This is a genomic window from Pseudomonas yangonensis (genome assembly GCF_009932725.1).
Classification (GTDB): domain Bacteria; phylum Pseudomonadota; class Gammaproteobacteria; order Pseudomonadales; family Pseudomonadaceae; genus Aquipseudomonas; species Aquipseudomonas yangonensis.
The window spans coordinates 175186-199652 of record NZ_BLJU01000007.1 but is presented as its reverse complement, the minus strand read 5'-3'; the positions used below and the strand labels follow the sequence as shown (position 1 = coordinate 199652).

At 63.0% G+C, this 24467-nt stretch carries 25 protein-coding genes; 8 read left to right on the top strand and 17 right to left on the bottom strand.

From position 1 onward, the window contains the following. Positions 1-58: 58 nt before the first annotated feature. From GYB81_RS12330 to GYB81_RS12320, 3 genes are read right to left on the bottom strand one after another with little or no spacing between them, the layout of a single operon-like run. Positions 59-457 carry a VOC family protein gene (locus GYB81_RS12330; protein WP_161865389.1) on the bottom strand — a complete coding sequence of 133 codons (399 nt, stop codon included), beginning with the start codon at positions 455-457 and terminating at the stop codon, positions 59-61. 9 nt (positions 458-466) lie between these two features. After that, positions 467-1267 carry a c-type cytochrome gene (locus GYB81_RS12325; protein ID WP_161865390.1) on the bottom strand — a complete coding sequence of 267 codons (801 nt, stop codon included), beginning with the start codon at positions 1265-1267 and terminating at the stop codon, positions 467-469. After that, positions 1264-1623: a rhodanese-like domain-containing protein gene (locus tag GYB81_RS12320; RefSeq protein WP_161865391.1), complete on the bottom strand. Its 360-nt coding sequence runs from the start codon at positions 1621-1623 to the stop codon at positions 1264-1266. Before GYB81_RS12320 ends, GYB81_RS12325 begins: the two co-directional genes overlap by 4 nt. Positions 1624-1716: 93 nt before the next feature. Here GYB81_RS12320 and GYB81_RS12315 point away from each other — a divergent pair, with 93 nt between their 5' ends. The 3 genes from GYB81_RS12315 to GYB81_RS12305 all read left to right on the top strand — a co-directional run bounded on the left by GYB81_RS12315 (position 1717) and on the right by GYB81_RS12305 (position 6639). Next, positions 1717-2604, top strand: a complete 888-nt coding sequence (locus GYB81_RS12315) for an AEC family transporter (protein ID WP_161865392.1) — start codon at positions 1717-1719, stop codon at positions 2602-2604. Positions 2605-3190: 586 nt separating this feature from the next. Next, positions 3191-4396, top strand: a complete 1206-nt coding sequence (locus GYB81_RS12310; RefSeq protein ID WP_161865393.1) for an acetyl-CoA C-acetyltransferase — start codon at positions 3191-3193, stop codon at positions 4394-4396. A gap of 98 nt (positions 4397-4494) precedes the next feature. Next, complete coding sequence (locus GYB81_RS12305; RefSeq protein WP_161865394.1) at positions 4495-6639, top strand: 3-hydroxyacyl-CoA dehydrogenase NAD-binding domain-containing protein; 2145 nt, start codon at positions 4495-4497, stop codon at positions 6637-6639. 62 nt (positions 6640-6701) lie between these two features. On the opposite strand, the gene ptrC is transcribed toward GYB81_RS12305, so the two are convergent. Next, the gene (ptrC, locus tag GYB81_RS12300) at positions 6702-6902 is read right to left on the bottom strand and encodes a type III secretion system co-regulatory protein PtrC (protein ID WP_161865395.1); all 201 of its coding nucleotides are present in this window, start codon (positions 6900-6902) and stop codon (positions 6702-6704) included. A 21-nt stretch (positions 6903-6923) separates the two neighbouring features. Continuing rightward, positions 6924-7034: a PA2485 family small membrane protein gene (locus tag GYB81_RS25015; protein WP_283089146.1), complete on the bottom strand. Its 111-nt coding sequence runs from the start codon at positions 7032-7034 to the stop codon at positions 6924-6926. 298 nt (positions 7035-7332) lie between these two features. On the opposite strand from GYB81_RS25015, the gene GYB81_RS12295 reads away from it, so the two are divergent. Next, the gene (locus GYB81_RS12295) at positions 7333-8058 is read left to right on the top strand and encodes an amidotransferase (protein ID WP_161865396.1); all 726 of its coding nucleotides are present in this window, start codon (positions 7333-7335) and stop codon (positions 8056-8058) included. 42 nt (positions 8059-8100) lie between these two features. Here the strand turns inward: GYB81_RS12295 and GYB81_RS12290 are convergent, their stop codons facing one another. From GYB81_RS12290 to acnB, 9 genes are all read right to left on the bottom strand, one after another. Beyond that, positions 8101-8343 (bottom strand): hypothetical protein, encoded by a 243-nt coding sequence (locus GYB81_RS12290; RefSeq protein ID WP_161865397.1) that lies wholly within the window; start codon positions 8341-8343, stop codon positions 8101-8103. 10 nt (positions 8344-8353) lie between these two features. After that, positions 8354-8548, bottom strand: coding sequence for a hypothetical protein (locus GYB81_RS12285; protein ID WP_161865398.1), 195 nt, complete (start codon positions 8546-8548; stop codon positions 8354-8356). 146 nt (positions 8549-8694) lie between these two features. Further along, positions 8695-9417, bottom strand: coding sequence for a 1-acylglycerol-3-phosphate O-acyltransferase (locus GYB81_RS12280; protein ID WP_161865399.1), 723 nt, complete (start codon positions 9415-9417; stop codon positions 8695-8697). 167 nt (positions 9418-9584) lie between these two features. After that, a complete protein-coding gene (gene alaC / locus GYB81_RS12275; protein WP_161865400.1) occupies positions 9585-10808 on the bottom strand; it encodes an alanine transaminase in 1224 nt (407 codons plus the stop codon). 148 nt (positions 10809-10956) lie between these two features. Continuing rightward, entirely contained in the window at positions 10957-12069 is a 1113-nt protein-coding gene (locus GYB81_RS12270) for a polysaccharide lyase family 7 protein (protein WP_161865401.1), read from the bottom strand. A gap of 240 nt (positions 12070-12309) precedes the next feature. After that, positions 12310-12888 carry an ANTAR domain-containing response regulator gene (locus tag GYB81_RS12265; protein ID WP_003240990.1) on the bottom strand — a complete coding sequence of 193 codons (579 nt, stop codon included), beginning with the start codon at positions 12886-12888 and terminating at the stop codon, positions 12310-12312. Between the two features lie 18 nt (positions 12889-12906). Then, a complete protein-coding gene (locus tag GYB81_RS12260; protein ID WP_161865402.1) occupies positions 12907-14118 on the bottom strand; it encodes a CmpA/NrtA family ABC transporter substrate-binding protein in 1212 nt (403 codons plus the stop codon). Between the two features lie 185 nt (positions 14119-14303). Then, positions 14304-14513 (bottom strand): YgdI/YgdR family lipoprotein, encoded by a 210-nt coding sequence (locus GYB81_RS12255; RefSeq protein ID WP_161865403.1) that lies wholly within the window; start codon positions 14511-14513, stop codon positions 14304-14306. Between the two features lie 147 nt (positions 14514-14660). Then, positions 14661-17261 (bottom strand): bifunctional aconitate hydratase 2/2-methylisocitrate dehydratase, encoded by a 2601-nt coding sequence (gene acnB / locus GYB81_RS12250; RefSeq protein ID WP_161865498.1) that lies wholly within the window; start codon positions 17259-17261, stop codon positions 14661-14663. A 404-nt stretch (positions 17262-17665) separates the two neighbouring features. Between acnB and GYB81_RS12245 the strand changes: the two genes are divergently transcribed. Next, the gene (locus GYB81_RS12245) at positions 17666-18142 is read left to right on the top strand and encodes a DUF1289 domain-containing protein (RefSeq protein WP_161865404.1); all 477 of its coding nucleotides are present in this window, start codon (positions 17666-17668) and stop codon (positions 18140-18142) included. A gap of 63 nt (positions 18143-18205) precedes the next feature. On the opposite strand, the gene uspL is transcribed toward GYB81_RS12245, so the two are convergent. Then, positions 18206-19069 (bottom strand): universal stress protein UspL, encoded by an 864-nt coding sequence (uspL, locus tag GYB81_RS12240; RefSeq protein ID WP_161865405.1) that lies wholly within the window; start codon positions 19067-19069, stop codon positions 18206-18208. Between the two features lie 157 nt (positions 19070-19226). Here uspL and GYB81_RS12235 point away from each other — a divergent pair, with 157 nt between their 5' ends. Next, entirely contained in the window at positions 19227-19904 is a 678-nt protein-coding gene (locus tag GYB81_RS12235; protein ID WP_161897837.1) for a MiaE family protein, read from the top strand. Positions 19905-20029: 125 nt separating this feature from the next. On the opposite strand, the gene lpxH is transcribed toward GYB81_RS12235, so the two are convergent. Beyond that, positions 20030-20758, bottom strand: coding sequence for a UDP-2,3-diacylglucosamine diphosphatase (lpxH, locus tag GYB81_RS12230; RefSeq protein ID WP_161897836.1), 729 nt, complete (start codon positions 20756-20758; stop codon positions 20030-20032). 4 nt (positions 20759-20762) lie between these two features. Continuing rightward, the gene (locus GYB81_RS12225) at positions 20763-21260 is read right to left on the bottom strand and encodes a peptidylprolyl isomerase (protein ID WP_092375076.1); all 498 of its coding nucleotides are present in this window, start codon (positions 21258-21260) and stop codon (positions 20763-20765) included. Between the two features lie 157 nt (positions 21261-21417). On the opposite strand from GYB81_RS12225, the gene GYB81_RS12220 reads away from it, so the two are divergent. After that, positions 21418-23082 carry a glutamine--tRNA ligase/YqeY domain fusion protein gene (locus GYB81_RS12220; protein ID WP_161897835.1) on the top strand — a complete coding sequence of 555 codons (1665 nt, stop codon included), beginning with the start codon at positions 21418-21420 and terminating at the stop codon, positions 23080-23082. After that, positions 23082-24467 (top strand): cysteine--tRNA ligase, encoded by a 1386-nt coding sequence (gene cysS, locus GYB81_RS12215; RefSeq protein WP_161897834.1) that lies wholly within the window; start codon positions 23082-23084, stop codon positions 24465-24467. The genes GYB81_RS12220 and cysS overlap by 1 nt, the downstream gene beginning before the upstream one ends.

Sequence of the window (24467 nt, the reverse complement as noted above, 5' to 3'; positions counted from 1 at the left end):
TCAGCGTCGCTGGCCGATTGTCACTGCCAGTGGATAGGCGCGCGCATCGCCAGTGAATTCAGGCCTTTCGGTCCGTATGAGCATTCCAGTGATTGGCATGTTCGTCGAAGCCGGCGCGGTAGGGGCTGCCGACGCAGAAACGGTGGCCGCTGGGCGCCTGCATGACGACCCAGGCGTCCTTGCGCGTCACCACCTGGGCGCCGAGGCGTTGCAGGCGCGCGACTTCGGCACTGATCGAATCGCTGTCGATGTCCAGGTGAGCGCGGGCCTCATGCTGCACGCGCTGGATGATCACCTGCACCTCGCCCGGCGGGGTCTGCAACTGAATGAACGGGCTGTCGCCGTCGATCTTCTCCGGCAGCGGATAGCCCAGCGCCTGGCTCCAGAATCGGGCATCGGCCAATAGGTCGTGCGTGTTGCAGTCGATGACGATGTTGCCCAGTCTGCTGCGGTGCATGCAGGCCTCCTAGAACGTGATCTTGCGCTGCGCCATATGCTGCAGGTAGCCGATCAGCTGCTCCAGCTCCGTATTGTCGATGGTCCGCTCGCTGAACCCGGGCATGCGCCCTTGTGGCCAGCGGCGCAGGCTCTGCGGGTCGCGGATGTACTGGCGCAGGAAATCACCGGTGAAGTATTCGGTCGGGTTGTGCGGAATGTTCAGATCCGGGCCGAACTCGGCATCGCCGGCACCGTTGAGGCGATGGCAGGCCATGCAATTCTTCTGATAGGCGGCGAAGCCGGCCTGGACGTCAGCGCCGGCATCCGTTGCCGGCAGCAGGGCAGGGAAGCGCTGCTCCACCGGGGCCAGTTGGCGAATCCTGGCGACCTGAAATGGCCATTGCTCGGGGGCGATCTGGCTGGCTGCCGGATCGGTCCAGACCAGGTAGAACGGCCCGGCGCTGGACTTGCCTTTAACCAGCGGCGGCCAGGGATGCTGCGGGTCTTCGATGGCCAGCCAGGCCTTGGCGCCCTCGCTGGCGAGCAGGATCGCCGCCGGCAGTTCCGCGGCGAAACCGTCGAGGGCCACGGCTTGCAAATGATCACCTGGGGTAACGCCTTCCAGCAGCACGCTTAGCGGAACGGCGCGGTAGCGCATGCTGCGCTGGTAGCTGACGTCGTCGCTGATCTCGATATCGCGCGCCTGCGGATGTTTCAGCAGTTCGCTGCTGCTCCAGGCGCGCCGGCCATCCTCGAGCTGCACTTCGAACTCGGCTGCCTGTAATGCGCTCGTCAGGCTGATGAGTGCTAGCAGCAGGATCAGCTTCATTGGCTGTCCTCCAGTAGTGGCAGCAGCTCGTCATAGGCCCCGGCATTAATCACCTGACGGTAGCCCAATTGTTCGAGGCGCTGCTGGGCCAGTGCCGAGCGGCGCCCGCTGCGGCAGTACAGCACCAGCGGGCGATCCTTGTCCGGGGCGACGCTGGCGATCTGCGCGGCGATCTCGTCATGGCCGATACGGATTGCACCGGGCAGCGCGCCCTGGGCAAATTCCTCGGCACTGCGTACGTCGATCACCAGGCTGTCGTTGCGCTGCAGGGCAGAGATGGCCGCAGCCCGGTCTATTTCACCGGCTTGGGCGGTGAGCAGGCCGAGTAGGCCGGCTAGCAGAAGTATCAGGCGCATGGCGAGCTCCGGAGTGGATGGATGAGCCAGGCATCATTGCCCGAGCCATGCGTGCAGTCTAGGATGCCTCGCTCGATATGGCGGGAGTCGCAGATGTTAGCCGAGTTGTTCGCTGTTCTGGCCCCGGTGTTGATCGCAGCGGGTATCGGCTACGGCTGGGCGCGCAGCGGTCACGCCTATCCGACGGATTTCGTCGCGCGTCTGGTGCTGAATATCGGCACGCCCTGCCTGGTGCTTTCGACCCTGAGCCGAGCCGAACTGGATCTTGGCGCCTTCTCGCAGATGGCTCTGGCCTGTGTGCTGGTGACACTGTCGATGGGGCTGGTAGGCGTGCTGCTCAGTCGCCTGTTCGCCATCGACTGGAAGGTGCTGGTGCCGGCTTTCCTGTTTTCCAACTCGGGCAACATGGGGCTGCCCATGGCGCTGTTCGCCTTCGGCGAGGCTGGCCTGGCATTGTCGGTGGCCTTCTTCCTGGTGCTGTCGGTGGGTCATTTCAGCGTCGGTATGTTGCTGTCCGGGGCCGAGCGCTCGCTCAAGGGACTGCTGGTCAATCCGATCATGATCAGCCTGGCACTGGTGCTGCCGGTGCTGTTTCTCGACTTCGAGCTGCCCCGTTGGCTGGCCAACACCGTCGACCTGCTGGGCGGCATGACCATCCCGATGATGCTGCTCACCCTGGGCGTATCGCTGGCGAGCATCCGTGTGCAGCATCTGGGCAATGGCCTGCTGCTGGGCCTGTTGCGCATTGTCTGCGGGGCGGCGCTGGGCTGGTTCGTCGGCTGGGCGATGGGGCTGCAGCCACTGGCCCATGCCGTGCTGGTGCTGCAAGCCTCGATGCCGGTGGCGGTGTTCAACTACCTGTTCGCCGTACGCGCAGGCCGCTCGCCAGAGCAGGTCGCCAGCCTGGTGCTGTGCTCGACGCTACTTGCATTCGCGCTCATTCCCTTGCTACTGGCATGGTGGATACCCGCCCTGCGCTGAGCGCAGCACGGCGCCGGCGCAGGCGGGGCTGCGAGCTTCAACTGACCAGACGGGTCAGGTTGGGAAGGATCAGGACGACCGCCGTGGCGAAGAGGATGACCCCTGCCTGGCGGTATTTCGGCTGTTTGAACATGGCCGCGTGCCTTTTGTTGTTATGGGTGGCGTTGGGTGCTGCCTTACTGCCTGGCAGATCGCTGTATCACGCCTGGGCGTGGTTCTGATTCACCGCCCCGGCATGTCCCGGCAGCGGCTCCCTGAACCCGTTTGGTGGCGGGAACAGAATTAACTCTAGGGCTGGCATCAGTGGTCCTTTAGATGACTTGGTTGCTAATGATCCTTGGTTAGAACTTCGGGCTATGCATAGATCCGGGTCACCGGGCAGCGAGGCTTGAGGCAGACAGTCTGCGGAAGCTTCACCGCTTCTTGGAGGTCAAACGACCGTTCGTCTGAGCTCAGTGGTCAATGGCGCTGAGCGCTTCGGTCATTGAGCCCCAACGCCTCGGCGCTATGGTAGGCAGGCTCAATATGAACATGCGTGGTTGGGGCAACCTGTTCCGCCAGCGCCGTATTAGTCTCCGAGGACGCCATGACCGAAGCATATATTTTCGACGCGGTGCGCACGCCCCGTGGCAAGGGCAAGAAGGATGGTGCACTGTACAGCGTCAAGCCGGTGCAACTGGTTGCCGGCCTGTTGCGGGCGCTGCAGGTGCGCAACGACCTGGATACCAGCCAGGTGGACGACATCGTGCTGGGCTGCGTGACGCCCGTGGGCGATCAGGGCGCCGATATTGCCAAGACCGCCGCCATGGTCGCGGACTGGGACATCAGTGTCGCCGGCGTGCAGCTCAACCGCTTCTGCGCCTCGGGCCTGGAGGCGGTGAACATGGGCGCGATGAAGGTGCGCTCCGGTTTCGAGGATCTGGTGGTGGTCGGCGGCGTGGAGTCCATGTCGCGCGTGCCCATGGGCTCGGACGGCGGTGCCTGGGTCATGGACCCGGAAACCAACATGCACAGCAATTTCGTCCCGCAGGGCATCGGCGCCGACCTGATCGCCACGCTGGAGGGCTTCAGCCGCGCCGATGTCGATGCCTTCGCCCTGCGCTCGCAGCAGAAGGCCGCGCGCGCCAGCGCCGATGGTTCGTTCGCCAGGTCACTGGTGCCGGTGACCGACCAGAACGGCATCGTGCTGCTCGACCATGACGAATTCATCCGTGGCGACTCGACCGTCGAAGGCCTCGGCAAGCTCAAGCCGAGCTTCGAGATGATGGGGCAGATGGGCTTCGATTCCACAGCTTTGCGCGTTTACAGCCATGTCGAGCGTATCGAGCATGTGCATACGCCCGGCAACAGCTCCGGCATCGTCGACGGCGCGGCGTTGATGCTGATCGGCTCCGAAGCCAAGGGCAAGGAACTGGGGCTGAAGCCGCGCGCGCGCATCGTCGCCACCGCCGTGACCAGTACCGACCCGACCATCATGCTCACCGGCCCGGCGCCGGCCACGCGCAAGGCGCTGGCCAAGGCGGGGTTGTCCATCGACGACATCGATCTGTTCGAGGTCAACGAGGCCTTCGCCTCGGTGGTGATGAAGTTCATGAAGGACATGGGCGTTGCCGAGGACAAGGTCAACGTCAACGGCGGCTCCATCGCCATGGGCCACCCGCTGGGCGCCACCGGCTGCGCCATCCTCGGCACGCTGCTCGACGAGCTGGAGAAGCGTCAGTTGCGCTACGGCCTGGCCACGCTCTGCGTAGGCGGCGGTATGGGTATCGCCACCATCATCGAACGTATTTGATTGGGTTCTTGTGGGAGCGAGCTCTGCTCGCGAACCTGGCACAACCCTTCGCGAGCAAAGCTCGCTCCTACGGCCCAGCGCCGAAAAGGAACAGGTAAATGACTGACGCCATCCGTTACGAAAAGGGCCAGGACAATATCGTCGTCCTGACCATGGACATGCCCGGCCAGAGCGCCAATACCATGAACGCGGTGTACCGCGAGGCCATGGGCCAGATCGTCGACCGCCTGGAAGCGGAAAGGGACTCGATCGCCGGGGTGATCGTCACCTCGGCGAAGAAGACCTTCTTCGCTGGCGGCGACCTCAATGAACTGATCAAGGTCACCCAGGCCGAGGCCCAGGGCTTCTACGAGATGATCCTGAGAATCAAGGGTCAGCTGCGCCGCCTGGAAACCCTTGGCAAGCCCGTGGTCGCCGCCATCAACGGTGCGGCGCTGGGCGGCGGCTGGGAAATCGCCCTGGCCTGCCATCACCGCATCGCGCTGAACGAAAACCACGTGCAACTGGGCCTGCCGGAGGTCACCCTAGGTCTGCTGCCGGGCGGTGGCGGGGTGGTGCGCATGGTGCGCCTGCTTGGCCTGGAAAAGGCCCTGCCGTACCTGGCCGAGGGCAAGAAGGTACGCCCGGACGCCGCGCTCAAGGCTGGTCTGATCCACGACCTGGCCAGTGACCGCGAAGAGATGCTGGCCAAGGCTCGCGCCTGGATCGTCGCCAACCCGGCCGCCAAACAGCCGTGGGACGTGCAGGGCTACAAGATTCCCGGCGGCACGCCCAGCTCGCCGAACGTGGCGCAGATGCTGGCCATCGCCCCGAGCGTGCTGCGCGACAAGACCAAGGGTTGCTTCCCGGCGCCGGAGAAGATCATGTGCGCCGCCGTCGAGGGCGCGCAGGTCGATTTCGACACCGCGCAGATCATCGAGGCGCGCTACTTTACCGAGCTGACCTGCGGTCAGGTGGCGAAGAACATGATCGGCACCTTCTGGTTCCAGCTCAACGAGATCAACGCCGGTGGCTCGCGTCCGCAGGGTTACCCGAAAACCCAGACGAAGAAGGTCGGCGTGCTCGGTGCAGGCATGATGGGCGCTGGCATCGCCTACGTATCGGCAGCGGCCGGCATCCAGGTGGTGCTCAAGGATGTTTCCCTCGAAGCGGCGGAGAAGGGCAAGAGCTACTCGGCCAAGCTGCTGGACAAGAAGGTTGGCAAGGGCCACATGACGGCCGAGCAGCGCGAGGCCTTTCTGGGGCTGATCAAGGCCACCGATAGCGAGGCAGACTTCGAGGGCTGCGACCTGATCATCGAAGCGGTGTTCGAGGACCGTGCGCTCAAGGGCAAGGTCACCGCTGCCGCCGAGGCCGCGGCGCTGAGCGATGCGGTGATCGCCTCCAACACCTCGACGCTGCCGATCACCGGCCTGGCCACTGCCGTGGCAAAACCGGAGAAATTCATCGGCCTGCATTTCTTCAGCCCGGTGGACAAGATGCCGCTGGTGGAGATCATCCGTGGCGAGCAGACCTCGGACGAGACCCTAGCGCGTGGCTTCGACTACGTCATGCAGATCAGGAAGACGCCCATCGTGGTCAACGACAGCCGCGGCTTCTTCACCTCGCGCGTGTTCGGCACCTTCACCAATGAAGGCCTGGCCATGCTCGGCGAAGGCGTCAGCGCAGCGATGATCGAGAACGAGGCGCGCAAGGCCGGCATGCCGGTCGGGCCGCTGGCCATCAGCGACGAAGTGTCTATGAGCCTGATGAATCATATCCGCCAGCAGACCATCAAGGACCTGACGGCCGAGGGCAAGACCGTCCCCGAGCACCCGGCCTTTGCCGTCATCGACTTGATGCTTAACGAGTACAAGCGGCCAGGCAAGGCGGCGGGCATGGGCTTCTACGAATATCCGGCCACGGGCCGGAAGTACCTGTGGCCGGAGCTCAAGGCGCGCTTCGAGAAGGCCGATGCGCAGATTCCGCAGGAAGACGTACGTGATCGCATCCTGTTCATCCAGGCCATCGAGACGGTGCGTTGTATGGAGGAGGGCGTGCTGAGGTCGGTGGCCGACGCCAACATCGGCTCGATCTTCGGCATCGGTTTCGCCGCCTGGACCGGCGGTGCGCTGCAGTTCATCAACCAGTACGGCGTGAAGGACTTCGTCGCGCGTGCGCAGTATCTGGCCGAGCAGTATGGTGAGCGCTTTCTGCCGCCTGCACTGTTGCTGGAAAAGGCAGCCCGTGACGAGCGTTTCTAAGGCGCCCTAGGCCCTGAAAGAAGACGGCCCTATGGGCCGTTTCTTCTTTCGCCAAAGCCGCCTCAGATCCGCTGGCACCAGCCCTGCTGAATGCAGACTGCTTCATGAATCGCCAGCATCTCGCTGTGCCGGGTCGGCATGCGCAAGGTCAGCATGCTGCCGTCTTCGAGCAGCAGCGCGGCTTCGCTTTCGAATTGCAGGCCGCCGTCTTGCAGGTGAACATAGGTGACGCCGTAGGCGTCCAGGCTGAGTTGGCTGTGCATGGCTGCTCTCCTGCGGTCGTCTCAGCTGGGACGAACGTCGCGGGCTGCAGCAGCCTGCTCGGGACGAACCGGTGCAGCGGTCTGGAACGCGGAGGCGGCGGCGAAGCTGGCGAGTGCGGCGTAGATGCTCATGATCAATGTCCTTCTGTGCGATGAGGGCGATGGCCCGATGTGCCGATATTGGTCGCGAGCTGGCAATCACAGAAGCTAATGCTGTGCATGGTAACTATCGAAGCGGATGATGGTGCCTGACGCTGCACCTGTGCGCCGCTGTGCTGTCAATTTTAATTGACGATCGTTCGGTGCCTTGCACAGCGGGAAACGCATGCAAATATCACTAAAAATAAGGGCGGGTATTTCTTTGTGCAGATTCATGTGTTAAGTAAAACGCACAAATTCCCCGCACGTCGTGCTTGCCACAGGAAACCTCATGTCACTGCGTATCTGCATTCTGGAAACTGACATCCTCCGCCCCGAACTGGTCGACCAGTATCAGGGCTACGGCCGTATGTTCGAGCAACTCTTCGCTCAACAGCCGGTGGCGGCGGAGTTCAGTGTCTACAACGTGGTGGAGGGGCATTACCCGCCCGATAGCGAGAAATTCGATGCCTATCTGGTAACCGGCAGCAAGGCCGATTCCTTTGGCAGCGAACCCTGGATTCAGACGCTCAAGGAATATCTGCTTGAGCGCTACAAGCGTGGCGACAAGCTGCTGGGCATCTGCTTCGGTCATCAGCTGTTGGCGCTGCTGCTGGGCGGCAAGGCCGAACGTGCCGAGCAGGGTTGGGGCGTGGGCGTACACAGCTATCGCCTGGAGAACAAACCCGAGTGGATGACTCCGGCGCTGGACGAGCTGCAGCTGCTGATCAGCCACCAGGATCAGGTCACCCGACTGCCGGAGAAGGCCACGCTGCTGGCTTCCAGCGATTTCTGCCCGATTGGCGCCTACCATATCGAAGACCAGGTGCTGTGCTTCCAGGGGCATCCGGAATTCGTTCACGACTATTCACGTGCATTGCTCGACCTGCGTCAGCAGCATCTCGGTGAACAGATCTACCAGCAAGGCGTGGACAGCCTCAAACATTCGCAGCAGGGCAATGCCGTGGCGGAGTGGATGATGCGTTTCGTGGCGCAGGGCAGGTCGGCCAAGGGCTGAGCCTGATTCGAACCAAGTAAAAGCCCGGTTGACCGGGCTTTTTCATGCGTGCTTGGCTGGTACGAAGTAGGGCGAGAGTTGTTCGCTTCGGCTCGGTGGCGGGCTGCTGCGCTGTCGCTTGAGGCTTTCTGCCAGGTCGAGGTGGTGGGACAGTTTATGGCTGCATTCGATATTGCGTGCCACGGCGCCGGCCGAGCTCTTGCCGGCGCCGCTGAGTGCCAGCAGGGTCGTCAGCAGAGACAGGCTGGCCAGCATCAGCAGGCGGGTACGTTGCTTCCTGATCATGATTGCCCACTCAACCCGGAGAAACAGCGCCGAGCAGGGCTGGCAACTGGCCGATCAGACTGTGCAGCGGACCCGGCTGTTCGAAGGTCGGTGTACTGGGCTGCAGGGTGGCGTAGCTCAGGACCAGTACCGTGGAGGTGCTGATCAGATACAGGCCGATGGCGGCGAGGGCGCCGTTACGGGCGGCTTGAGAGAGGCGGGACATGTTCTGTGCTCCAGGTCAGGCGTTGGCGTGGGCACAGAATCGCTCAAGTCATTTCGATTGAATAATGGATGCTCTGCAGAGTAACTATCGATCAGTTTGATGGCTGGCGCGGGTTGTCGTTTCTCCCCGGCAACCCGCGCCATCACTTACGCCGTGGCCAGCTCTTGATCCATGCTGGCAATGCACTCACTCATGGTCTGCTGGCAGCGCTCGATCAGCGCGGGCATGTCGTCCAGGCTCAGCCCTGCGGTGGGGATCGCCGGTAGCGCGCGAATCAGAATACGACCGCTGTCCCAACGGTTCAGGCGCATGGCTTTGCTGTAGTTGCTCACGCATACCGGGATGATCGGCACGCCCGCTGTGATGGCCATTTGGAACGCGCCCTTTTTGAACGGCAGCAGGCCGCGGCCGAGGTTGCGCGTACCCTCCGGGAAGACCCAGATCGAGGTGTCGCGATGGCGCAGGGTTTCCGTGGTGGTGAGCATCGCGCGCTTGGCGGCAGCGGCATTGCTGCGGTCGATCAGCACGTTGCCGGCCAGCCAGTACAGCTGACCGAAAAAGGGCACCCATTTGAGGCTCTTCTTGCCGATGCTCACGGTACGTTTCGGCACCACGCGGCCGAGCACGTAGAGGTCGAAATTGGACTGGTGGTTGGCGATGATCACGCAGGAACGCTGATGCTCCAGCAGAGGGCGAACATCAGTCTTCAGCTTCAGGCGCAGCAGGCACAAGGCAGGCAACGAATAGAGGCGTGCACAGAGGCGGCTGTTGTCGGGGTTGAAGGGGCGGCACAGACCGAGCAGCAGACCGCCCAGGCCGGCGAAAACGAAATGCACGCCCATGAGCAGCATGCGCAAAACGAAGAGCATTTGGGGAAACCGTAGGAGGAGGGGCGCGCAGTGTACGGACGTTCACTTTGTCCGGCAATTACCCGAAACTACCGCTTAGCCTGGGCTAACGTCCCTAATTGTCGCAGAACTTGTCAGTTTCCCTTCGCATAACGAAAAGGGCGCCTGACGGCGCCCTTAGTGATCGCTCACTCGGCCCTGGTCGGCTTGCCCGGTAGCAGGCCGTCGGCGCGGAACATCGCCTTGATGCCGCGTAGCGCCTGGCGCGTGCGGTCCTGATTCTCGATCAGGGCGAAGCGCACGTGGTCGTCGCCGTAGTCGCCGAAGCCCAGACCGGGCGAGACGCAGACCTTGGCCTCTGCCAGCAGCTTCTTGGCGAACTCCAGCGAGCCCAGATGAGCGTAGGCCTCGGGAATCTTGGCCCAGACGTACATGGAAGCCTTTGGCTTTTCCACCATCCAGCCGATCTCGTGCAGGCCCTTGACCAACAGATTGCGGCGCTGACGATATTGCTCGGCGATATCCAGCACGCACTGCTGGTCGCCTTCCAGCGCCGCGATGGCCGCTACCTGCAGCGGGGTGAAGGTGCCGTAGTCGTGATAGCTCTTGATGCGTGCCAGGGCGCTGACCAGCTCGGGGTTGCCGACCATGAAGCCGATCCGCCAGCCGGCCATGTTGTAGCTCTTGGACAGGGTGAAGAACTCCACCGCGATGTCCTTGGCGCCTGGGACCTGCATGATCGACGGTGCCTTCCAGCCGTCGTAGACGATGTCGGCGTAGGCCAAATCGTGCACCACCAGTACGTCGTACTGCTTGGCCAGGGTCACCACGCGCTCGAAGAAGTCCAGCTCCACGCACTGCGCCGTGGGGTTGGAGGGGAAGCCGAGAATCATCATCTTCGGCTTGGGAATCGACTCGCGGATGGCGCGTTCCAGTTCGGCGAAGAAGTCCACGCCCGGCACCAGCGGCACGGAACGCACCTGGGCGCCAGCGATCACCGCGCCGTAGATATGGATCGGGTAGCTGGGGTTGGGCACCAGTACGGTGTCGCCATGATCCAGAGTGGCCAGCATCAGGTGCGCCAGGCCTTCCTTGGAACCGATGGTGACGATGGCTTCGCTTTCCGGATCGATCTCCACCTCGTAGCGGTCCTTGTACCAGTGCGAGATGGCGCGGCGCAGACGGGGAATACCGCGTGAGGTGGAGTAGCCGTGGGTGTCTTCACGCTGGGCGACCTGCACGAGCTTCTCGACGATGTGCGGCGGAGTCGCACCGTCGGGGTTGCCCATGGAAAAGTCGATGATGTCCTCACCGCGGCGGCGCGCGGCCATCTTCAGTTCGGCGGTGATGTTGAAGACGTAGGGGGGGAGACGATCGATGCGCGCAAAGCGGCGCTTGGCTTTCTCGGCCATGATTTCCTCGGGAGTACGTGAGCGCCCGGAACCGTCCGAGCGACGTTGGCCGCAGCTGGCGGCCTGGCGAGAAGATAAGCGCAGCGGGGAATTCTGTCGAGTGCTGGCTGAGCCCCGGGGACTCAGCCAACCATCATCGAGCTTCGCCTCAGGGATTGATGACGATGGAGAATTTCTTGGAAACCGTGTTGCCGTTGGCGTCGCGAATCTGCGCCGTGAAATCATCGGGGATCGACGTGGCACGTTGCGGCTCGCCACTGAGCACGCCGTCGCGGCTCAGGGTCAGGCCGGCTGGGGGGAAGCCGCTGACCAGCCGCCAGGTGTTGCCGCCCACGCCTCCGCGCGATTGCAGTTGAACGGAGTAAGGGGCGCCGACGCTGGCCTGTGGCAATGCGGAAAGCTGGGTGATGTGCAGGCCGGCAGCGGGATGGCTGGTGGCCAGGCGGTAGAACTTGACCCGTGCACCATCTTCGCCGTTATCGCTGCGGCTGTTCAGCAGAGCGCCGGCCTTGAAGTAGAAGGTACGGCTGTCCCATGCCGGGTCCAGTGGTACCTGGAGCGCCGGTGAGCCGTTGACCGAGATGGCCACCTCGGCAACGCCATCGCGGTTGCGCGCCATGCCCAGGCGATAGATGAATGCCTGGCCGAGCTGAATGCCTTGCGCCACGGTATAGCGTTTGCCTTCCTCGGTGCTTTCCGGGCTTTCCCTGACGGTGGCGAAGAGTCGACCGTTCTGTGCATCCATGTCGTACTGGTAGTACAGGGTGGCCAGCGGCATGGCCTCATAGGCGTGAATCTGGCCCACGGCCACCAGGCCGTTGCTCACCGGTACCTGCAGAACGCGCAGCCGTGCGTCCAGGTGTGCGCGGCCCTGGTTGTCCCAGTTCACGGCGTTGGAGCTGGGGTCGATCATTTGCCGCAGTTCGGCGCGGGCATAGTTCGCGCGCGCCGACAGTGCGCCGTTGGCGGGGGCCCAGAAGGTCATGGCGCCGTCGCTGTCGGTGCGAAAGTAGGGGGAGGTGAATCCCTGCGGCCCGCTGAGCCGGTCAGGAAGCAGCGTTTGGGCGCGGCCCTGGTTACTGCCGTCTGCATCAACCGGCAAGGTCAGCGACCAGTTCTCCAGGGCGAAGTTGCCGCCGGGAGCCAGTTCCGGACGTAGTTCGGCCTGGCTGGCGAAGCTCAGTAGCGAGCCCGCCACTGCGGCTCCAATTGCGGTGGCGTAACTACGCTTGCTAGACGTCGCGACAAGGTTGTTGTTCATCGTTGTTTTTCCTGAAGTCATGCTCTAGATGACGGGTCTTTCCGTAGCCTCGGCGATACGGGCGGACCTCTCCATGGGTGGAGTTCGTGGGGTGATCGAGAGCTCCCTGATTCCCCGTTGAACCCCAAACAGGACCTGTGGCTGCATGTCTGAGTTCAGCTTCGTTTGACCCCTCCAGTTAGCTTTCGGATGATCGGTGGTCTGGGTGCTGGCTTCATGGCATCGAAATTGCCGGTATGCTCATCCGCCGAGCATGTCGTGCATGGCGATGATCTGCTCGGCCACCTGGATCAGCTTCTGCTGGCGGCTCATGGCCTGGCGGCGCATCAGGGTGTAGGCCTCTTCTTCGTTGCAGCTCTTCATCTTCATCAGCAGGCCCTTGGCCAGTTCTACGCGCTTGCGCTCGGCCAGTTGCGCGTCTCGCGCCTGCAACTGCGCGCGCAGCGCCTGGTCGCTCTCGAAGCGTGCCATGGCCACGTCGAGAATTGGCTGCAGGCGCTGTGCATGGATGCCCTCGACGATGTAGGCGCTGACCCCGCTCTGGATCGCCTGGCGCATGACGCCGGGGTCGTGCTCGTCGGTGAACATGACGATCGGGCGCGGCTGGTCGCGACTGACCAGCACCACCTGCTCCATGACGTCGCGGCCGGGCGATTCGGTGTCGATCAGAATCACGTCCGGGCGCACTGCCTCGACACGTTCGGGCAGGTCGATGGTCAGGCCGGATTCGTCGATCACCTCGAAACCGGCCTCGATCAGCGCGCTTTTCAGGCGGCCGACCTTCTTCGGGGTGTCGTTGATCAGCAGGATACGCAGCATCGATGGCACTCCCGGCGGTTACAGAATGACAGCCGGGCTTTCGGCCAGGGCGTGCAGGCGGAAGCTGCGGGCGTAGGCGGCCGGATCGCTGCCGTCCCAGCAACTGCCGTCCTGCAGGATGGAGCTGCGCATTTCCCCCGGCACGGCGATGTCCAGGGCCGTGGCGGCTTCACGATACAGCGCCAGTTGCTGGACCTGGCGGGCCACCGCCAGGTAATCGGGATCGCTGCGCAGCAGGCCCCAGCGGCGGAACTGGGTCATGAACCACATGCCGTCGGACAGATACGGCTGATTGACCAGGCCGCCGGCGTGAAAGCGCAGTGGGTGCTCATCCAGCCAGGCCTGGCCTAGACCGTCCTGATACTGGCCCAGAAAACGCGGGGCAATTGCCGAGAGTGGGGCAGCGACATACGCGCTGCCACTGAGCAGTTGTGCAGTGCTGCGTTTGTTCTCTTCGCTTTCGTCAATGAAACGGGCCGCTTCGAGCACCGCCATGATCAGCGCGCGGGCGGTATTGGGATTTTGCTCGACGAAGGCACGGGTGCAGCCCAGCACCTTTTCCGGATGGTCCGGCCAGATCGCCTGGATGGTGGTCAGGGTGCAGCCGAGCTGCTCATCCACTGCCTTGGCAGTCCAGGGCTCGCCGACGCAGAACCCATCGATGCGCCTGGCCTTCAGGTGCTCGATCATCTGTGGTGGCGGCACCACCACGCTGTCGACGTCGCGCAAGGGATGAATACCCTGGCTGGCCAGCCAGTAATAGAGCCACATGGCATGAGTGCCAGTGGGGAAGGTCTGGGCGAAGGTCAGGCGTGCCTTATGTTGGTGCACGTGCTTGCGCAGTGCTTCGCCGCTGGTCACGTCGGCCGCTTGCAGTGAGTGCGAGAGATTGATGCTCTGGCCGTTCTGGTTCAGACCCATGAGCACTGCCATGTCGGTGGCCGAACCGACGCCAAGGCCCAGTTGCACCCCGTATATCAGCCCGTAAAGACTGTGCGCCGCGTCCAGCTCGCCGTTGAGCAGACGATCACGCAGGCCGGCCCAGGAGGTCTGGCGATGTAGCCTGATGCTGAGTCCGTACTTCTCGGCGAAGCCCTGAGTGGCAGCGACGATCACCGGGGCCGAGTCGCTCAGGGCCATGAAACCGATGTCCAGCACGCTTTTCTCCGGGGCGTTGCTGCCCCAGGCCCAGGCCAGGGCATCGTCGCGAGAGATGTTGTGTTCGCTCATGCTGCATCCTTAGGTTCACGCAAAGACATTGGCCAATGGAGTGCCGCCCATAAAAAAGCGTCGCACCCATCCCGGCTGTAGAGCCGGGTTGAATACGACGCCATTGTCGATCAAGCCGTTTCCGACGTTGGGCGGGCCTTTTGCGGTGAGATGAAGCAAGGCATATGCCAGTACGTAGTGCGGCCTCAGCGCTCGAGCATCTGCTTGACGTTGTTTTGCGGAATCTGCTGCTTGCGGCCCTCGCTGTCGGTGAATTCGAGCATGCCGGTATCCTCGTCCAGCTCCGGCTTGCCGTCGCTGGTGAGCATCTGCCCGTCTGTGGTGGTGATGATGTACTCGCTGCTGCAACCGACCAGGCCGAACAGGCAAAGGGCGGCGATGATCCATGGCTTCATGATCTGCTCCTCAATGGTGATCCGGGGGGCTTCCCATTTCAGAAGGTAGACGGCTGCGCAATGGCTGCAAGGCGGTGCGGCAAAAGGTCTTCTGTGCGTGCATAAAAAAGCCCCGCACTGGGCGGGGCTCCTTTTACGACGCTTGGATCAGGCCTGAACGACCGGGATCTTGGCGTTGGCCGCGGCTTCACGGAAGTCGGCGATCTGGTCGAAGCTCAGGTAGCGGTAGATGTCGCCAGCCATGCTGTCGATATCCTTCGCGTAGGCCATGTACTCCTCGACGGTCGGCAGCTTGCCGAGAATCGAAGCGACCGCTGCCAGTTCGGCAGAGGCCAGGTACACGTTGGCGCCATCGCCCAGACGGTTCGGGAAGTTACGGGTGGAGGTCGAGACCACGGTGGAGTTGGCAGCCACACGTGCCTGGTTACCCATGCACAGCGAGCAGCCCGGCATCTCCATGCGTGCACCGGCCTTGCCGTAGATGCCGTAGTAGCCTTCCTCGGTCAGCTGGTGCGCGTCCATCTTGGTCGGCGGCGACAGCCACAGACGGGTCGGGATACCGCCCTTGACCTTGTCCAGCAGCTTGCCGGCAGCGCGGAAGTGACCGATGTTGGTCATGCACGAACCGATGAACACTTCGTCGATCTTGTCGCCGGCCACGGTGGACAGCAGACGGGCGTCATCCGGGTCGTTCGGGGCGCACAGAACCGGCTCGTTGAGCTCGGACAGGTCGATTTCGATGACTTCGGCGTACTCGGCGTCCTTGTCGGCTTCCATCAGCACCGGGTTGGCCAGCCAGGCTTCCATCGCCTGGGCACGACGCTCCAGGGTGCGGGCATCGCCGTAGCCTTCGCTGATCATCCAGCGCAGCAGGGTGATGTTGGACTGCAGGTACTCGGCGATGGCCGCTTCCGGCAGTTTGATGGTGCAACCGGCAGCCGAACGCTCGGCGGAGGCGTCGGACAGCTCGAACGCCTGCTCGACGGTCAGGTTGTCCAGGCCTTCGATCTCGAGGATGCGGCCGGAGAAGATGTTCTTCTTGCCTTTCTTCTCGACGGTCAGCAGACCTTTCTGGATGGCGTAGTAGGGGATGGCATGGACCAGGTCACGCAGGGTGATACCGGGTTGCATCTTGCCCTTGAAACGCACCAGAACCGATTCCGGCATGTCCAGCGGCATCACGCCGGTAGCGGCGGCGAAGGCCACCAGGCCGGAGCCGGCCGGGAAGGAAATGCCGATCGGGAAGCGGGTGTGCGAGTCGCCGCCGGTGCCGACAGTGTCAGGCAGCAGCATGCGGTTCAGCCAGCTGTGGATGATGCCGTCGCCCGGACGCAGGGACACGCCGCCACGGGTGCGGATGAAATCCGGCAGGGTGTGGTGGGTGGTGACGTCGATCGGCTTCGGATAGGCCGCGGTGTGGCAGAAGGACTGCATCACCAGGTCGGCGGAGAAGCCCAGGCAAGCCAGGTCCTTCAGCTCGTCGCGGGTCATCGGGCCGGTGGTGTCCTGGGAACCGACGGTGGTCATCTTCGGTTCGCAGTAAGTGCCCGGACGCACGCCTTCGACGCCGCAGGCCTTGCCGACCATCTTCTGCGCCAGGGTGAAGCCCTTGCCGCTGTCAGCCGGCTGCTCCGGCTTCTTGAACAGGTCGGAAGAGCCCAGGCCCAGCTCGGCACGCGCCTTTTCGGTCAGGCCACGGCCGACGATCAGCGGGATACGGCCGCCAGCGCGGACTTCGTCGAGCAGCACCGGGGTCTTCAGTTCGAAGGTGGTGATGACTTCGTCGGTACCGTGCTTGCAGACCTTGCCGGCGTACGGGTAGACGTCGATCACGTCGCCCATGTTGATGTTCGACACGTCGAACTCGATCGGCAGGGCGCCGGCGTCTTCCATGGTGTTGTAGAAGATCGGGGCGATCTTGGTGCCGAAGCAGAAGCCGCCAGCGCGCTTGTTCGGAACGTAGGGGATGTCGTCGCCGAAGAACCACAGCACCGAGTTGGTGGCGGACTTACGGGAAGAACCGGTACCGACCACGTCACCGACGTAGGCGACCGGGAAGCCCTTGGCCTTGATCTCTTCGATCTGCTTCAGCGGGCCGATGGCGCCTTGCTGCTCCGGCACGATGCCGTCGCGAGCCATTTTCAGCATGGCCAGGGCGTGCAGCGGGATGTCAGGGCGCGACCAGGCGTCCGGGGCAGGGGACAGGTCATCGGTGTTGGTTTCGCCCGGCACCTTGAACACGGCCAGGCTGTACTTCTCGGCGATGGCCGGCTTGTTGGTGAACCACTCGCCATCGGCCCAGGACTGCAGCACGGCCTTGGCGTTGGCATTGCCGGCCTTGGCTTTCTCGGCGACGTCGTGGAAAGCGTCGAACATCAGCAGGGTGTGCTTCAGTTGTTCGGCAGCAACGGTGCCCAGGGTGGCATCGTCCAGCAGTTCCACCAGAGTGGCGATGTTGTAGCCGCCCTGCATGGTGCCCAGCAGCTCGACGGCGCGTTGCTTGCTGATCAGCGGGGAAGTGGCTTCGCCCTTGGCAACGGCAGAGAGGAAGCCGGCCTTGACGTAGGCAGCTTCGTCAACGCCCGGCGGTACGCGGTTGGTGATCAGGTCTACGAGGAATTCTTCTTCGCCAGCCGGCGGGTTTTTCAGCAGCTCGACCAGGCCTGCGGTTTGTTCGGCGTTCAGCGGCTGGGGCACGATACCCTGAGCGGCACGCTCTGCTACGTGGTTGCGATAGGCTTCAAGCACAGTTATTACCCTCATCAGTGGTCCCAAAGGGTTGTCCGGGACGCGATCCAGAGAACCACGAACCAGGCGCTTTTCGACTTTATGAGCCGATCAGCCGAGGTTTCATGAGTCTCTTGTAGAAGCTGCTTTCAAAGTTTTACGCCGGCAGGACGGTTTCTGATGAGGGCGGGCGCAGAGACTCGGGGGGACTCCGAGTGGCTGCGCCGCCATCGTACCTGCAGGATCGACTGTGCTCGTGACGCTTTGAAAACAGCTTCCAACGGACATTGGCGCCGTAAAAGGCGGGCCGATTCTAATGGAAAGCGCGGATAAAGTTAAGCCGATGTCCCCGCATCCATGGGGGTGATAAGGATTAGACAAAGGGCTAAGATGCTAGGCTGTTCAGCTGTCCGTATTGCTTTGTCATGTCCAATCAGCGCATCAAGACGCCCTGCGTGGGCCTTTGTTCGACCGTTTACGGTGATGTCGTGTGCCGCGGTTGCAAGCGCTTCCACCATGAGGTGATCAACTGGAACAGCTACACCGACGAGGAGAAACGCGCCGTCTGGACGCGCCTGGAAGTGCTGCTGGTGCAGGTGATGACGGCCAAGCTTGAAGTGTTCGACGAGCAGCGCCTGCGGCAGCAGCTGGAGCAGCGGCAGATTCGCTTCGTGCCGCAGCAGTCTCCCTACTGCTGGGCCTACCAGCTGATCGCACGGGGCGCGCGGGTGATCAATCAACTGGAAGCCTACGGCATGGTGCTGCTGCCGGAGTTCCGCAACTGGGCGCTGCCCGATCTGCGCGATGCCATCGACAGGGAGTTCTTCCTGCTCTCCGAGGCGCACTACGAGCGCTACATCGCGCCGAAGTTTCTGCGTGAAGGCCTGGAGCTGAGGGTGTAGTTCGGTCTTTGAATATGAAAATGCCGCTCGGAAACGAGCGGCATTTTCGTTTCAGGCGCTGTTTCAGCGCTGTGCTACCAGTTCCTCGAGATGGGCGATGACTTCGTCCGGCTTGAGCACCAGCACGTCGCTTTCCAGTGCATCGAGTACGACCTCGGCGGTATTGCCGATCAAAGCGCCGGAAAGCCCCGTGCGTGCGACGGTGCCGATCACGGTGACTGCGGCATCGAGCTGGTGAGCCACCTGTGGAATCACTACATCGGCAGGGCCTTCGAGCACATGCAGGCGCTCGTCACTGATGTCGTATTCGGCCTGGAAGCTGCGGCACTGCTCGCGGTAGCGCGCCTCGATGGTTTCCTTGAGCTGGAAGGTCGGATCGGCTGCCGACAACATAGGCGTCGGGTGTGCGGTGGTCACGTGCAGCGTGCCCTTGGCCAGACCGGCGATATCGTAGCCGTGGCTGATGATGCCGGCATGCAGGGTGCGGTGCTCGCCGTCGGCATTACCGACGTCAACTGCAGCGAGGATCTTACCGCCGGTCCATGGGCGCTCGGTCTTGACCATCAGCACCGGGCCGGGGCAATAGCGCAGCAATTTCCAGTCCTCGGGGGTGAGGAGGGCTTTCTTCAGCGGGTTGTCCGGCAGGTGCTGCTTGATCACCAGGCCGCAGCCCTCGGCCTGCTGCACGGCGATGATGGTCTGGTGCTGGTTGTCATGCCACGACTGCTGGGTGGAAACGCTGAAACCTTCCCCGGCGAGACTGCTGCTGAGATCGTTGAGCCACGCGCTGTGGTCGCCTTTCTTGTCGCATACCAAGAGGTGCAGATGCGACTGGGTGACTCCGGCTACCAGTTTCGCCCGCTTCAGCGCGAGGCCTTCGGGGTGCTGGGGTTCCATCACCACCAGAATGCTACGGATCGCTTGCATGGTCGTCTCCCTGAGAATGAATAGCGCTTATCCAACTATAGGTGCGTCATTGCCAGCAGCTTCTTGACCTGTATCAACGGCGTGCTGGTCGTGCGGCCTGCCACTCGTATAATGGCCCGCCATTTCCAACCTCGCCAGCACCGAGAGCGCTTCAAATATGATGTCAAATGCCCAGCATGTTCCGAGTGACGGTGAGGAACCTGTTACGATCCTGCAGGAAATTCTCGAGTTTCTCGGCGGCGTCGCGACCCCCGACGCCTGGCTGGAAGAGGCCCTGCGCCAGCAGGAAATCCTTCTGCTCGACCACCGCAACCTGGAATACAAGGCAGCACAGACCGCCCTTAGCCTGATGGGGCGCTACCTGACCAAGACCGAATTGACCGCGAGAATGTCGCGTTTGGCCCGTGAGGAGCTGGTGCATTTCGAACAGGTGAGCAAGATCATCCGCGCGCGTGGCATCGAAGTTCGCCATGTTTCCGCGTCGCGCTACGCGGCGGGATTGCGGGCGCTGCTGCGCGGTGGCGAAGTGGAGCGGCTGGTGGACGTGCTAGTGGTCGGCGCCTTCATCGAGGCGCGCTCATGCGAGCGTTTCGCCGCATTGGTGCCGCGTCTGGATGCCGAGCTGGCCAAGTTCTACGCCGGATTGCTGGAGAGCGAAGGGCGCCACTACCGCGGCTATCTCAAACTCGCCTATCTGTATGGTGACGCGGCGGACGTGGACGCGCGTATCGAGGTGGTGCGGGCGGTGGAACGGGAGCTGATCACCTCGCCGGACGAGCAGTTCCGTTTCCATAGTGGTGTGCCCATAGAAAGCAGCCGCGAAGCGGCCATCTGATGATCCGAAGGGCGGGAGAGGGCGTTGCAGCCTCCGCAGTTGCCCTCTCCCCCAGCCCCTCTCCCGCAAGCGGGAGAGGGGAGCAGAGCCTTTCGGTCGTAGCCCGGATTTCATCCGGGCTACGGTCAGGCTGGCGTCAGCTCGAACGGCGCCTGATTGAAGCCCTCGTCATCGACCTGCAGCGCCCAACCCTGGCGATCCCAGTCGCCCAGCACGATGCGCCGTGCCGGTTGGCCGTTCACCTTCAGTTCGTGCACCGCCGGCCGATGGGTATGTCCATGGATCAGCGTACGTACGCCGTGCTCGGCCATTACCCGGACCACTTCCTCGGGGGTGACATCGACGATCTCGCTGGCCTTCATCCGCGTCTGTGCGCGGCTTTCGTTGCGCAGCTTGCGCGCCAGCTTTTGCCGGGTGGCGAGCGGCAGGTTGCGCAAAATCAGCAGCGATAGCGGGTTGCGCAGCCAGCGGCGCAGCTTCATGTAGCCGACATCCAGGGTGCACAGGCTGTCGCCGTGCATCAGTAGCACCGGCTCGCCGCCCATCTGCACCTTGTGTGGGTCGCTCAGCAAAGTGCAGCCCGCCTCGCGGCAGAAGCGCTTGCCGATAAGAAAGTCGCGATTGCCGTGCATCAGGTAGATGCGCGTACCGCTGTCGCTCAGTTCGCGCAGCGCGCCGGCGATCTCGTGCTGGAAGGGCGTCATGCCGTCGTCGCCGATCCAGACCTCGAAGAAGTCGCCGAGGATGTACAGCGCCTCGGCCTGACGCGCGCGGGTGACGAGAAAATGCAGAAACGCCCGGGTAATGTCCGGGCGTTTCTCTTCGAGGTGCAGATCGGAGATCAGCAGGATCATTGACTTACTCGGCTACGATTTCGGCCTTTTCGATGATCACGTCATCCACCGGCACGTCCTGGTGGCCGGCCTTCATGGTGGTGGCCACGCCCTTGATCTTCTCGACCACGTCCATGCCTTCTACCACTTCACCGAATACGGCGTAGCCCCAGCCCTGAACGGTCGGCGCGCTATGGTTGAGGAAGCTGTTGTCGGCGACGTTGATGAAGAACTGCGCGCTGGCCGAGTGCGGCTCCATGGTGCGAGCCATGGCGATGGTGCCGACCTTGTTGGCGACGCCGTTGTTGGCTTCGTTCTTGATCGGTGCACGGGTCGGCTTCTGCTTCATGCCCGGCTCGAAACCGCCGCCCTGGATCATGAAGTTGCCGATCACACGGTGGAAAATGGTGCCGTCGTAATGGCCTTCCTTCACGTATTGCTCGAAGTTGGCCACGGTTTCCGGGGCCTTGTCGGCGAACAGGTTCAGGGTGATGACGCCGTGGTTGGTGTGCAGTTTGATCATGATCGTATCCGTGATGAGGCAGATTCGAGCCAGTGGCCCGGGATGAACGGCCCTGACAGGTTGGCATGCACCCTGTCAGGGGCTTGACAGGTTGGTTATGATACGGACTTTGCCCGAGGCGGCCTACCCGTGCCGCGCCAGTATTGTTAAGGACACCATGAGCAAGCCCACCGTCGAAAAAGCTGCCAACTTCCTGCGCCCCATCGTCCAGGCCGATCTGGACAGCGGCAAGCACACCAAGATCGTGACCCGCTTCCCGCCGGAGCCCAACGGCTACCTGCACATTGGCCATGCCAAGAGCATCTGCCTGAACTTCGGCCTGGCCGAAGAGTTCGGCGGCCAGTGCAACCTGCGTTTCGACGACACCAACCCGGCCAAGGAAGACCAGGAATACATCGACGCGATCAAGGCCGATGTCGAGTGGCTGGGCTTCAAGTGGGCGGGCGAGGAGCGCTACGCCTCCAACTACTTCGATCAGTTGCATGCCTGGGCCGTCGAGCTGATCAAGGCCGGCAAGGCCTTCGTCTGCGATCTGAATGCCGAAGAGATGCGCGAGTATCGCGGCAACCTGACCGAGCCGGGCAGGAACAGCCCGTTCCGTGATCGCAGCGTCGAGGAAAACCTCGACCTGTTCGCCCGCATGAAGGCCGGCGAGTTCCCCGATGGTGCCCGCTCGCTGCGCGCGAAGATCGACATGGCCTCGCCGAACATCAACCTGCGCGACCCGATCCTCTATCGCATCCGCCACGCCCATCACCACCAGACCGGTGACAAGTGGTGCATCTACCCGAGCTACGACTTCACGCACGGTCAGTCGGACGCCATCGAGGGCATCACCCATTCGATCTGCACCCTGGAGTTCGAGGATCACCGCCCGCTGTACGAGTGGTTCCTGGAGAATCTGCCGGTGCCGGCGCAGCCGCGTCAGTACGAATTTGCCCGACTGAACCTGAACTACACCATCACCAGCAAGCGCAAGCTCAAGCAACTGGTGGACGAAGGTCACGTCAAGGGTTGGGATGACCCACGCATGTCGACGCTGTCCGGCTACCGTCGTCGCGGCTACACCCCGGCCTCGATCCGCGCGTTTTGCGACATGATCGGCGTCAACCGCGCCGGTGGCCTGGTGGACATCGGCATGCTCGAGTTCGCCATTCGTGACGATCTGGACGCCAACGCCGCGCGCGCCATGTGCGTGCTCAAGCCGCTGAAGGTGGTGATCACTAACTACCCGGAGGGCAAGGTCGAGAACCTCGAGCTGCCGCGCCATCCGAAGCAGGACATGGGTGTGCGCGTGCTGCCGTTCTCCCGCGAGATCTACATCGACGCCAGCGACTTCGAGGAAACCCCGCCGGACGGCTTCAAGCGCCTGATCCCCGGTGGCGAAGTGCGCCTGCGCGGCAGCTACGTGATTCGTGCCGATGAGGCGATCAAGGATGCCGCCGGCAATATCGTCGAGCTGCGCTGCAGCTACGACGAGAACACCCTGGGCAAGAACCCGGAAGGCCGCAAGGTCAAGGGCGTGATCCATTGGGTGCCGGCCGCGGAAAGCGTCGAATGCGAAGTGCGCCTGTACGACCGTCTGTTCAAGTCGCCCAATCCGGAGAAGAGCGAAGAGGGCGGCAGCTTCCTCGACAACATCAACCCCGAATCGCTGGTGGTGCTCACCGGTTGCCGCGCCGAACCCTCGCTGGCCAAGGCCGGCGCTGACGACCGCTTCCAGTTCGAGCGCGAAGGCTACTTCTGCCTGGACAAGGATTCGACCGCCGACGCGCTGGTGTTCAACCGTACCGTCACGCTGCGCGATTCGTGGGGGCAGTAATGGCACTGTCGATCTACAACACGCTGAGCAAGGTCAAGGAACCGTTCAAGCCGCTGATCGGTAACAGCGTACGCATGTACGTGTGTGGCATGACCGTCTATGACTTCTGCCATATCGGTCACGCCCGCGTGATGGTCGCGTTCGACGTGGTCACCCGCTGGCTGCGTCAGCGCGGCTATGACGTGACCTATGTGCGCAACATCACCGACATCGACGACAAGATCATCAAGCGCGCCAATGAGAACGGCGAGCCGTTCGAGGCGCTGGTCGAGCGCATGATCGCGGCGATGCACGAGGACGAAGCACGCCTCAACGTGCTGCGCCCGGACATCGAACCGCGCGCCACCGGTCATATCGCCGGCATGCACCAGATGATCCAGGCCCTGATCGACAAGGGTTATGCCTACGCGCCGGGCAATGGCGACGTGTACTACCGCGTCACCAGGTTCGAAACCTACGGCAAGCTGTCACGGCGCAAGGTCGACGAGCTGAAGATCGGCGCGCGCATCGAAGTGGACGAAATCAAGGAAGACCCGCTGGACTTCGTGCTGTGGAAGGGCGCCAAGCCGGGTGAGCCGAGCTGGGATTCGCCCTGGGGCAAGGGCCGGCCGGGCTGGCACATCGAGTGCTCGGTGATGTCCACCTGCTGCCTGGGCGAGACCTTCGACATCCACGGCGGCGGCCCGGATCTGGTGTTCCCGCACCACGAGAACGAGATCGCGCAGAGCGAGGCGGCTACCGGCAAGCAGTACGCCAACGCCTGGATGCACGCCGGTGCGGTGCGCGTGGACGGCGAGAAGATGTCCAAGAGCCTGGGCAACTTCTTCACCATCCGTGAGGTGCTGGAGAAGTACCACCCGGAGGTGGTGCGCTACCTGCTAGTGTCCAGCCACTATCGCAGCCCGATAAACTACTCCGAAGAGAGCCTCAAGGAAGCCAAGGGCGCCCTGGAGCGTTTCTACAACGGCTTGAAAGGTCTGCCGGAAGCGGCACCTGCCGGTGGCGAGGCGTATGTTGAGCGCTTCGGCGTGGCGATGGATGACGATTTCAACTCGCCGGAAGCCTGCGCCGTGCTGTTCGAGATGATCCGCGAGGTCAACCGCCTGCGTGAGTCGGATGTGCAGGCCGCCGCCGGCCTGGCCGCTCAGCTCAAGCAGCTGGCTGGTGTGCTCGGCGTGCTGCAGCTGGAACCGGATGCCTTCCTGCAGGCCGGCGCCGCCGGCAAGGTGGACGCCGCCGAAGTCGAAGCCCTGATCGCCGCGCGTCTGCAGGCTCGCGCCGACAAGAACTGGGCGGAAAGCGACCGCATCCGCGACCAGCTCACCGCCATGGGCGTGGTGCTGGAAGACGGCAAGGGCGGCACCACCTGGCGTCTGGCCGAATAA

What these genes read in the sequence shown, in the direction of transcription:
- GYB81_RS12330 (WP_161865389.1), bottom strand. Translation starts at nt 457, where the DNA reads ATGCACCGCAGCAGACTGGGCAACATCGTCATCGACTGCAACACGCAC.
- GYB81_RS12325 (WP_161865390.1), bottom strand. Translation starts at nt 1,267, where the DNA reads ATGAAGCTGATCCTGCTGCTAGCACTCATCAGCCTGACGAGCGCATTA.
- GYB81_RS12320 (WP_161865391.1), bottom strand. Translation starts at nt 1,623, where the DNA reads ATGCGCCTGATACTTCTGCTAGCCGGCCTACTCGGCCTGCTCACCGCC.
- GYB81_RS12315 (WP_161865392.1), top strand. Translation starts at nt 1,717, where the DNA reads ATGTTAGCCGAGTTGTTCGCTGTTCTGGCCCCGGTGTTGATCGCAGCG.
- GYB81_RS12310 (WP_161865393.1), top strand. Translation starts at nt 3,191, where the DNA reads ATGACCGAAGCATATATTTTCGACGCGGTGCGCACGCCCCGTGGCAAG.
- GYB81_RS12305 (WP_161865394.1), top strand. Translation starts at nt 4,495, where the DNA reads ATGACTGACGCCATCCGTTACGAAAAGGGCCAGGACAATATCGTCGTC.
- ptrC (WP_161865395.1), bottom strand. Translation starts at nt 6,902, where the DNA reads ATGCACAGCCAACTCAGCCTGGACGCCTACGGCGTCACCTATGTTCAC.
- GYB81_RS25015 (WP_283089146.1), bottom strand. Translation starts at nt 7,034, where the DNA reads ATGAGCATCTACGCCGCACTCGCCAGCTTCGCCGCCGCCTCCGCGTTC.
- GYB81_RS12295 (WP_161865396.1), top strand. Translation starts at nt 7,333, where the DNA reads ATGTCACTGCGTATCTGCATTCTGGAAACTGACATCCTCCGCCCCGAA.
- GYB81_RS12290 (WP_161865397.1), bottom strand. Translation starts at nt 8,343, where the DNA reads ATGATCAGGAAGCAACGTACCCGCCTGCTGATGCTGGCCAGCCTGTCT.
- GYB81_RS12285 (WP_161865398.1), bottom strand. Translation starts at nt 8,548, where the DNA reads ATGTCCCGCCTCTCTCAAGCCGCCCGTAACGGCGCCCTCGCCGCCATC.
- GYB81_RS12280 (WP_161865399.1), bottom strand. Translation starts at nt 9,417, where the DNA reads ATGCTCTTCGTTTTGCGCATGCTGCTCATGGGCGTGCATTTCGTTTTC.
- alaC (WP_161865400.1), bottom strand. Translation starts at nt 10,808, where the DNA reads ATGGCCGAGAAAGCCAAGCGCCGCTTTGCGCGCATCGATCGTCTCCCC.
- GYB81_RS12270 (WP_161865401.1), bottom strand. Translation starts at nt 12,069, where the DNA reads ATGAACAACAACCTTGTCGCGACGTCTAGCAAGCGTAGTTACGCCACC.
- GYB81_RS12265 (WP_003240990.1), bottom strand. Translation starts at nt 12,888, where the DNA reads ATGCTGCGTATCCTGCTGATCAACGACACCCCGAAGAAGGTCGGCCGC.
- GYB81_RS12260 (WP_161865402.1), bottom strand. Translation starts at nt 14,118, where the DNA reads ATGAGCGAACACAACATCTCTCGCGACGATGCCCTGGCCTGGGCCTGG.
- GYB81_RS12255 (WP_161865403.1), bottom strand. Translation starts at nt 14,513, where the DNA reads ATGAAGCCATGGATCATCGCCGCCCTTTGCCTGTTCGGCCTGGTCGGT.
- GYB81_RS12245 (WP_161865404.1), top strand. Translation starts at nt 17,666, where the DNA reads ATGTCCAATCAGCGCATCAAGACGCCCTGCGTGGGCCTTTGTTCGACC.
- uspL (WP_161865405.1), bottom strand. Translation starts at nt 19,069, where the DNA reads ATGCAAGCGATCCGTAGCATTCTGGTGGTGATGGAACCCCAGCACCCC.
- GYB81_RS12235 (WP_161897837.1), top strand. Translation starts at nt 19,227, where the DNA reads ATGATGTCAAATGCCCAGCATGTTCCGAGTGACGGTGAGGAACCTGTT.
- lpxH (WP_161897836.1), bottom strand. Translation starts at nt 20,758, where the DNA reads ATGATCCTGCTGATCTCCGATCTGCACCTCGAAGAGAAACGCCCGGAC.
- GYB81_RS12225 (WP_092375076.1), bottom strand. Translation starts at nt 21,260, where the DNA reads ATGATCAAACTGCACACCAACCACGGCGTCATCACCCTGAACCTGTTC.
- GYB81_RS12220 (WP_161897835.1), top strand. Translation starts at nt 21,418, where the DNA reads ATGAGCAAGCCCACCGTCGAAAAAGCTGCCAACTTCCTGCGCCCCATC.
- cysS (WP_161897834.1), top strand. Translation starts at nt 23,082, where the DNA reads ATGGCACTGTCGATCTACAACACGCTGAGCAAGGTCAAGGAACCGTTC.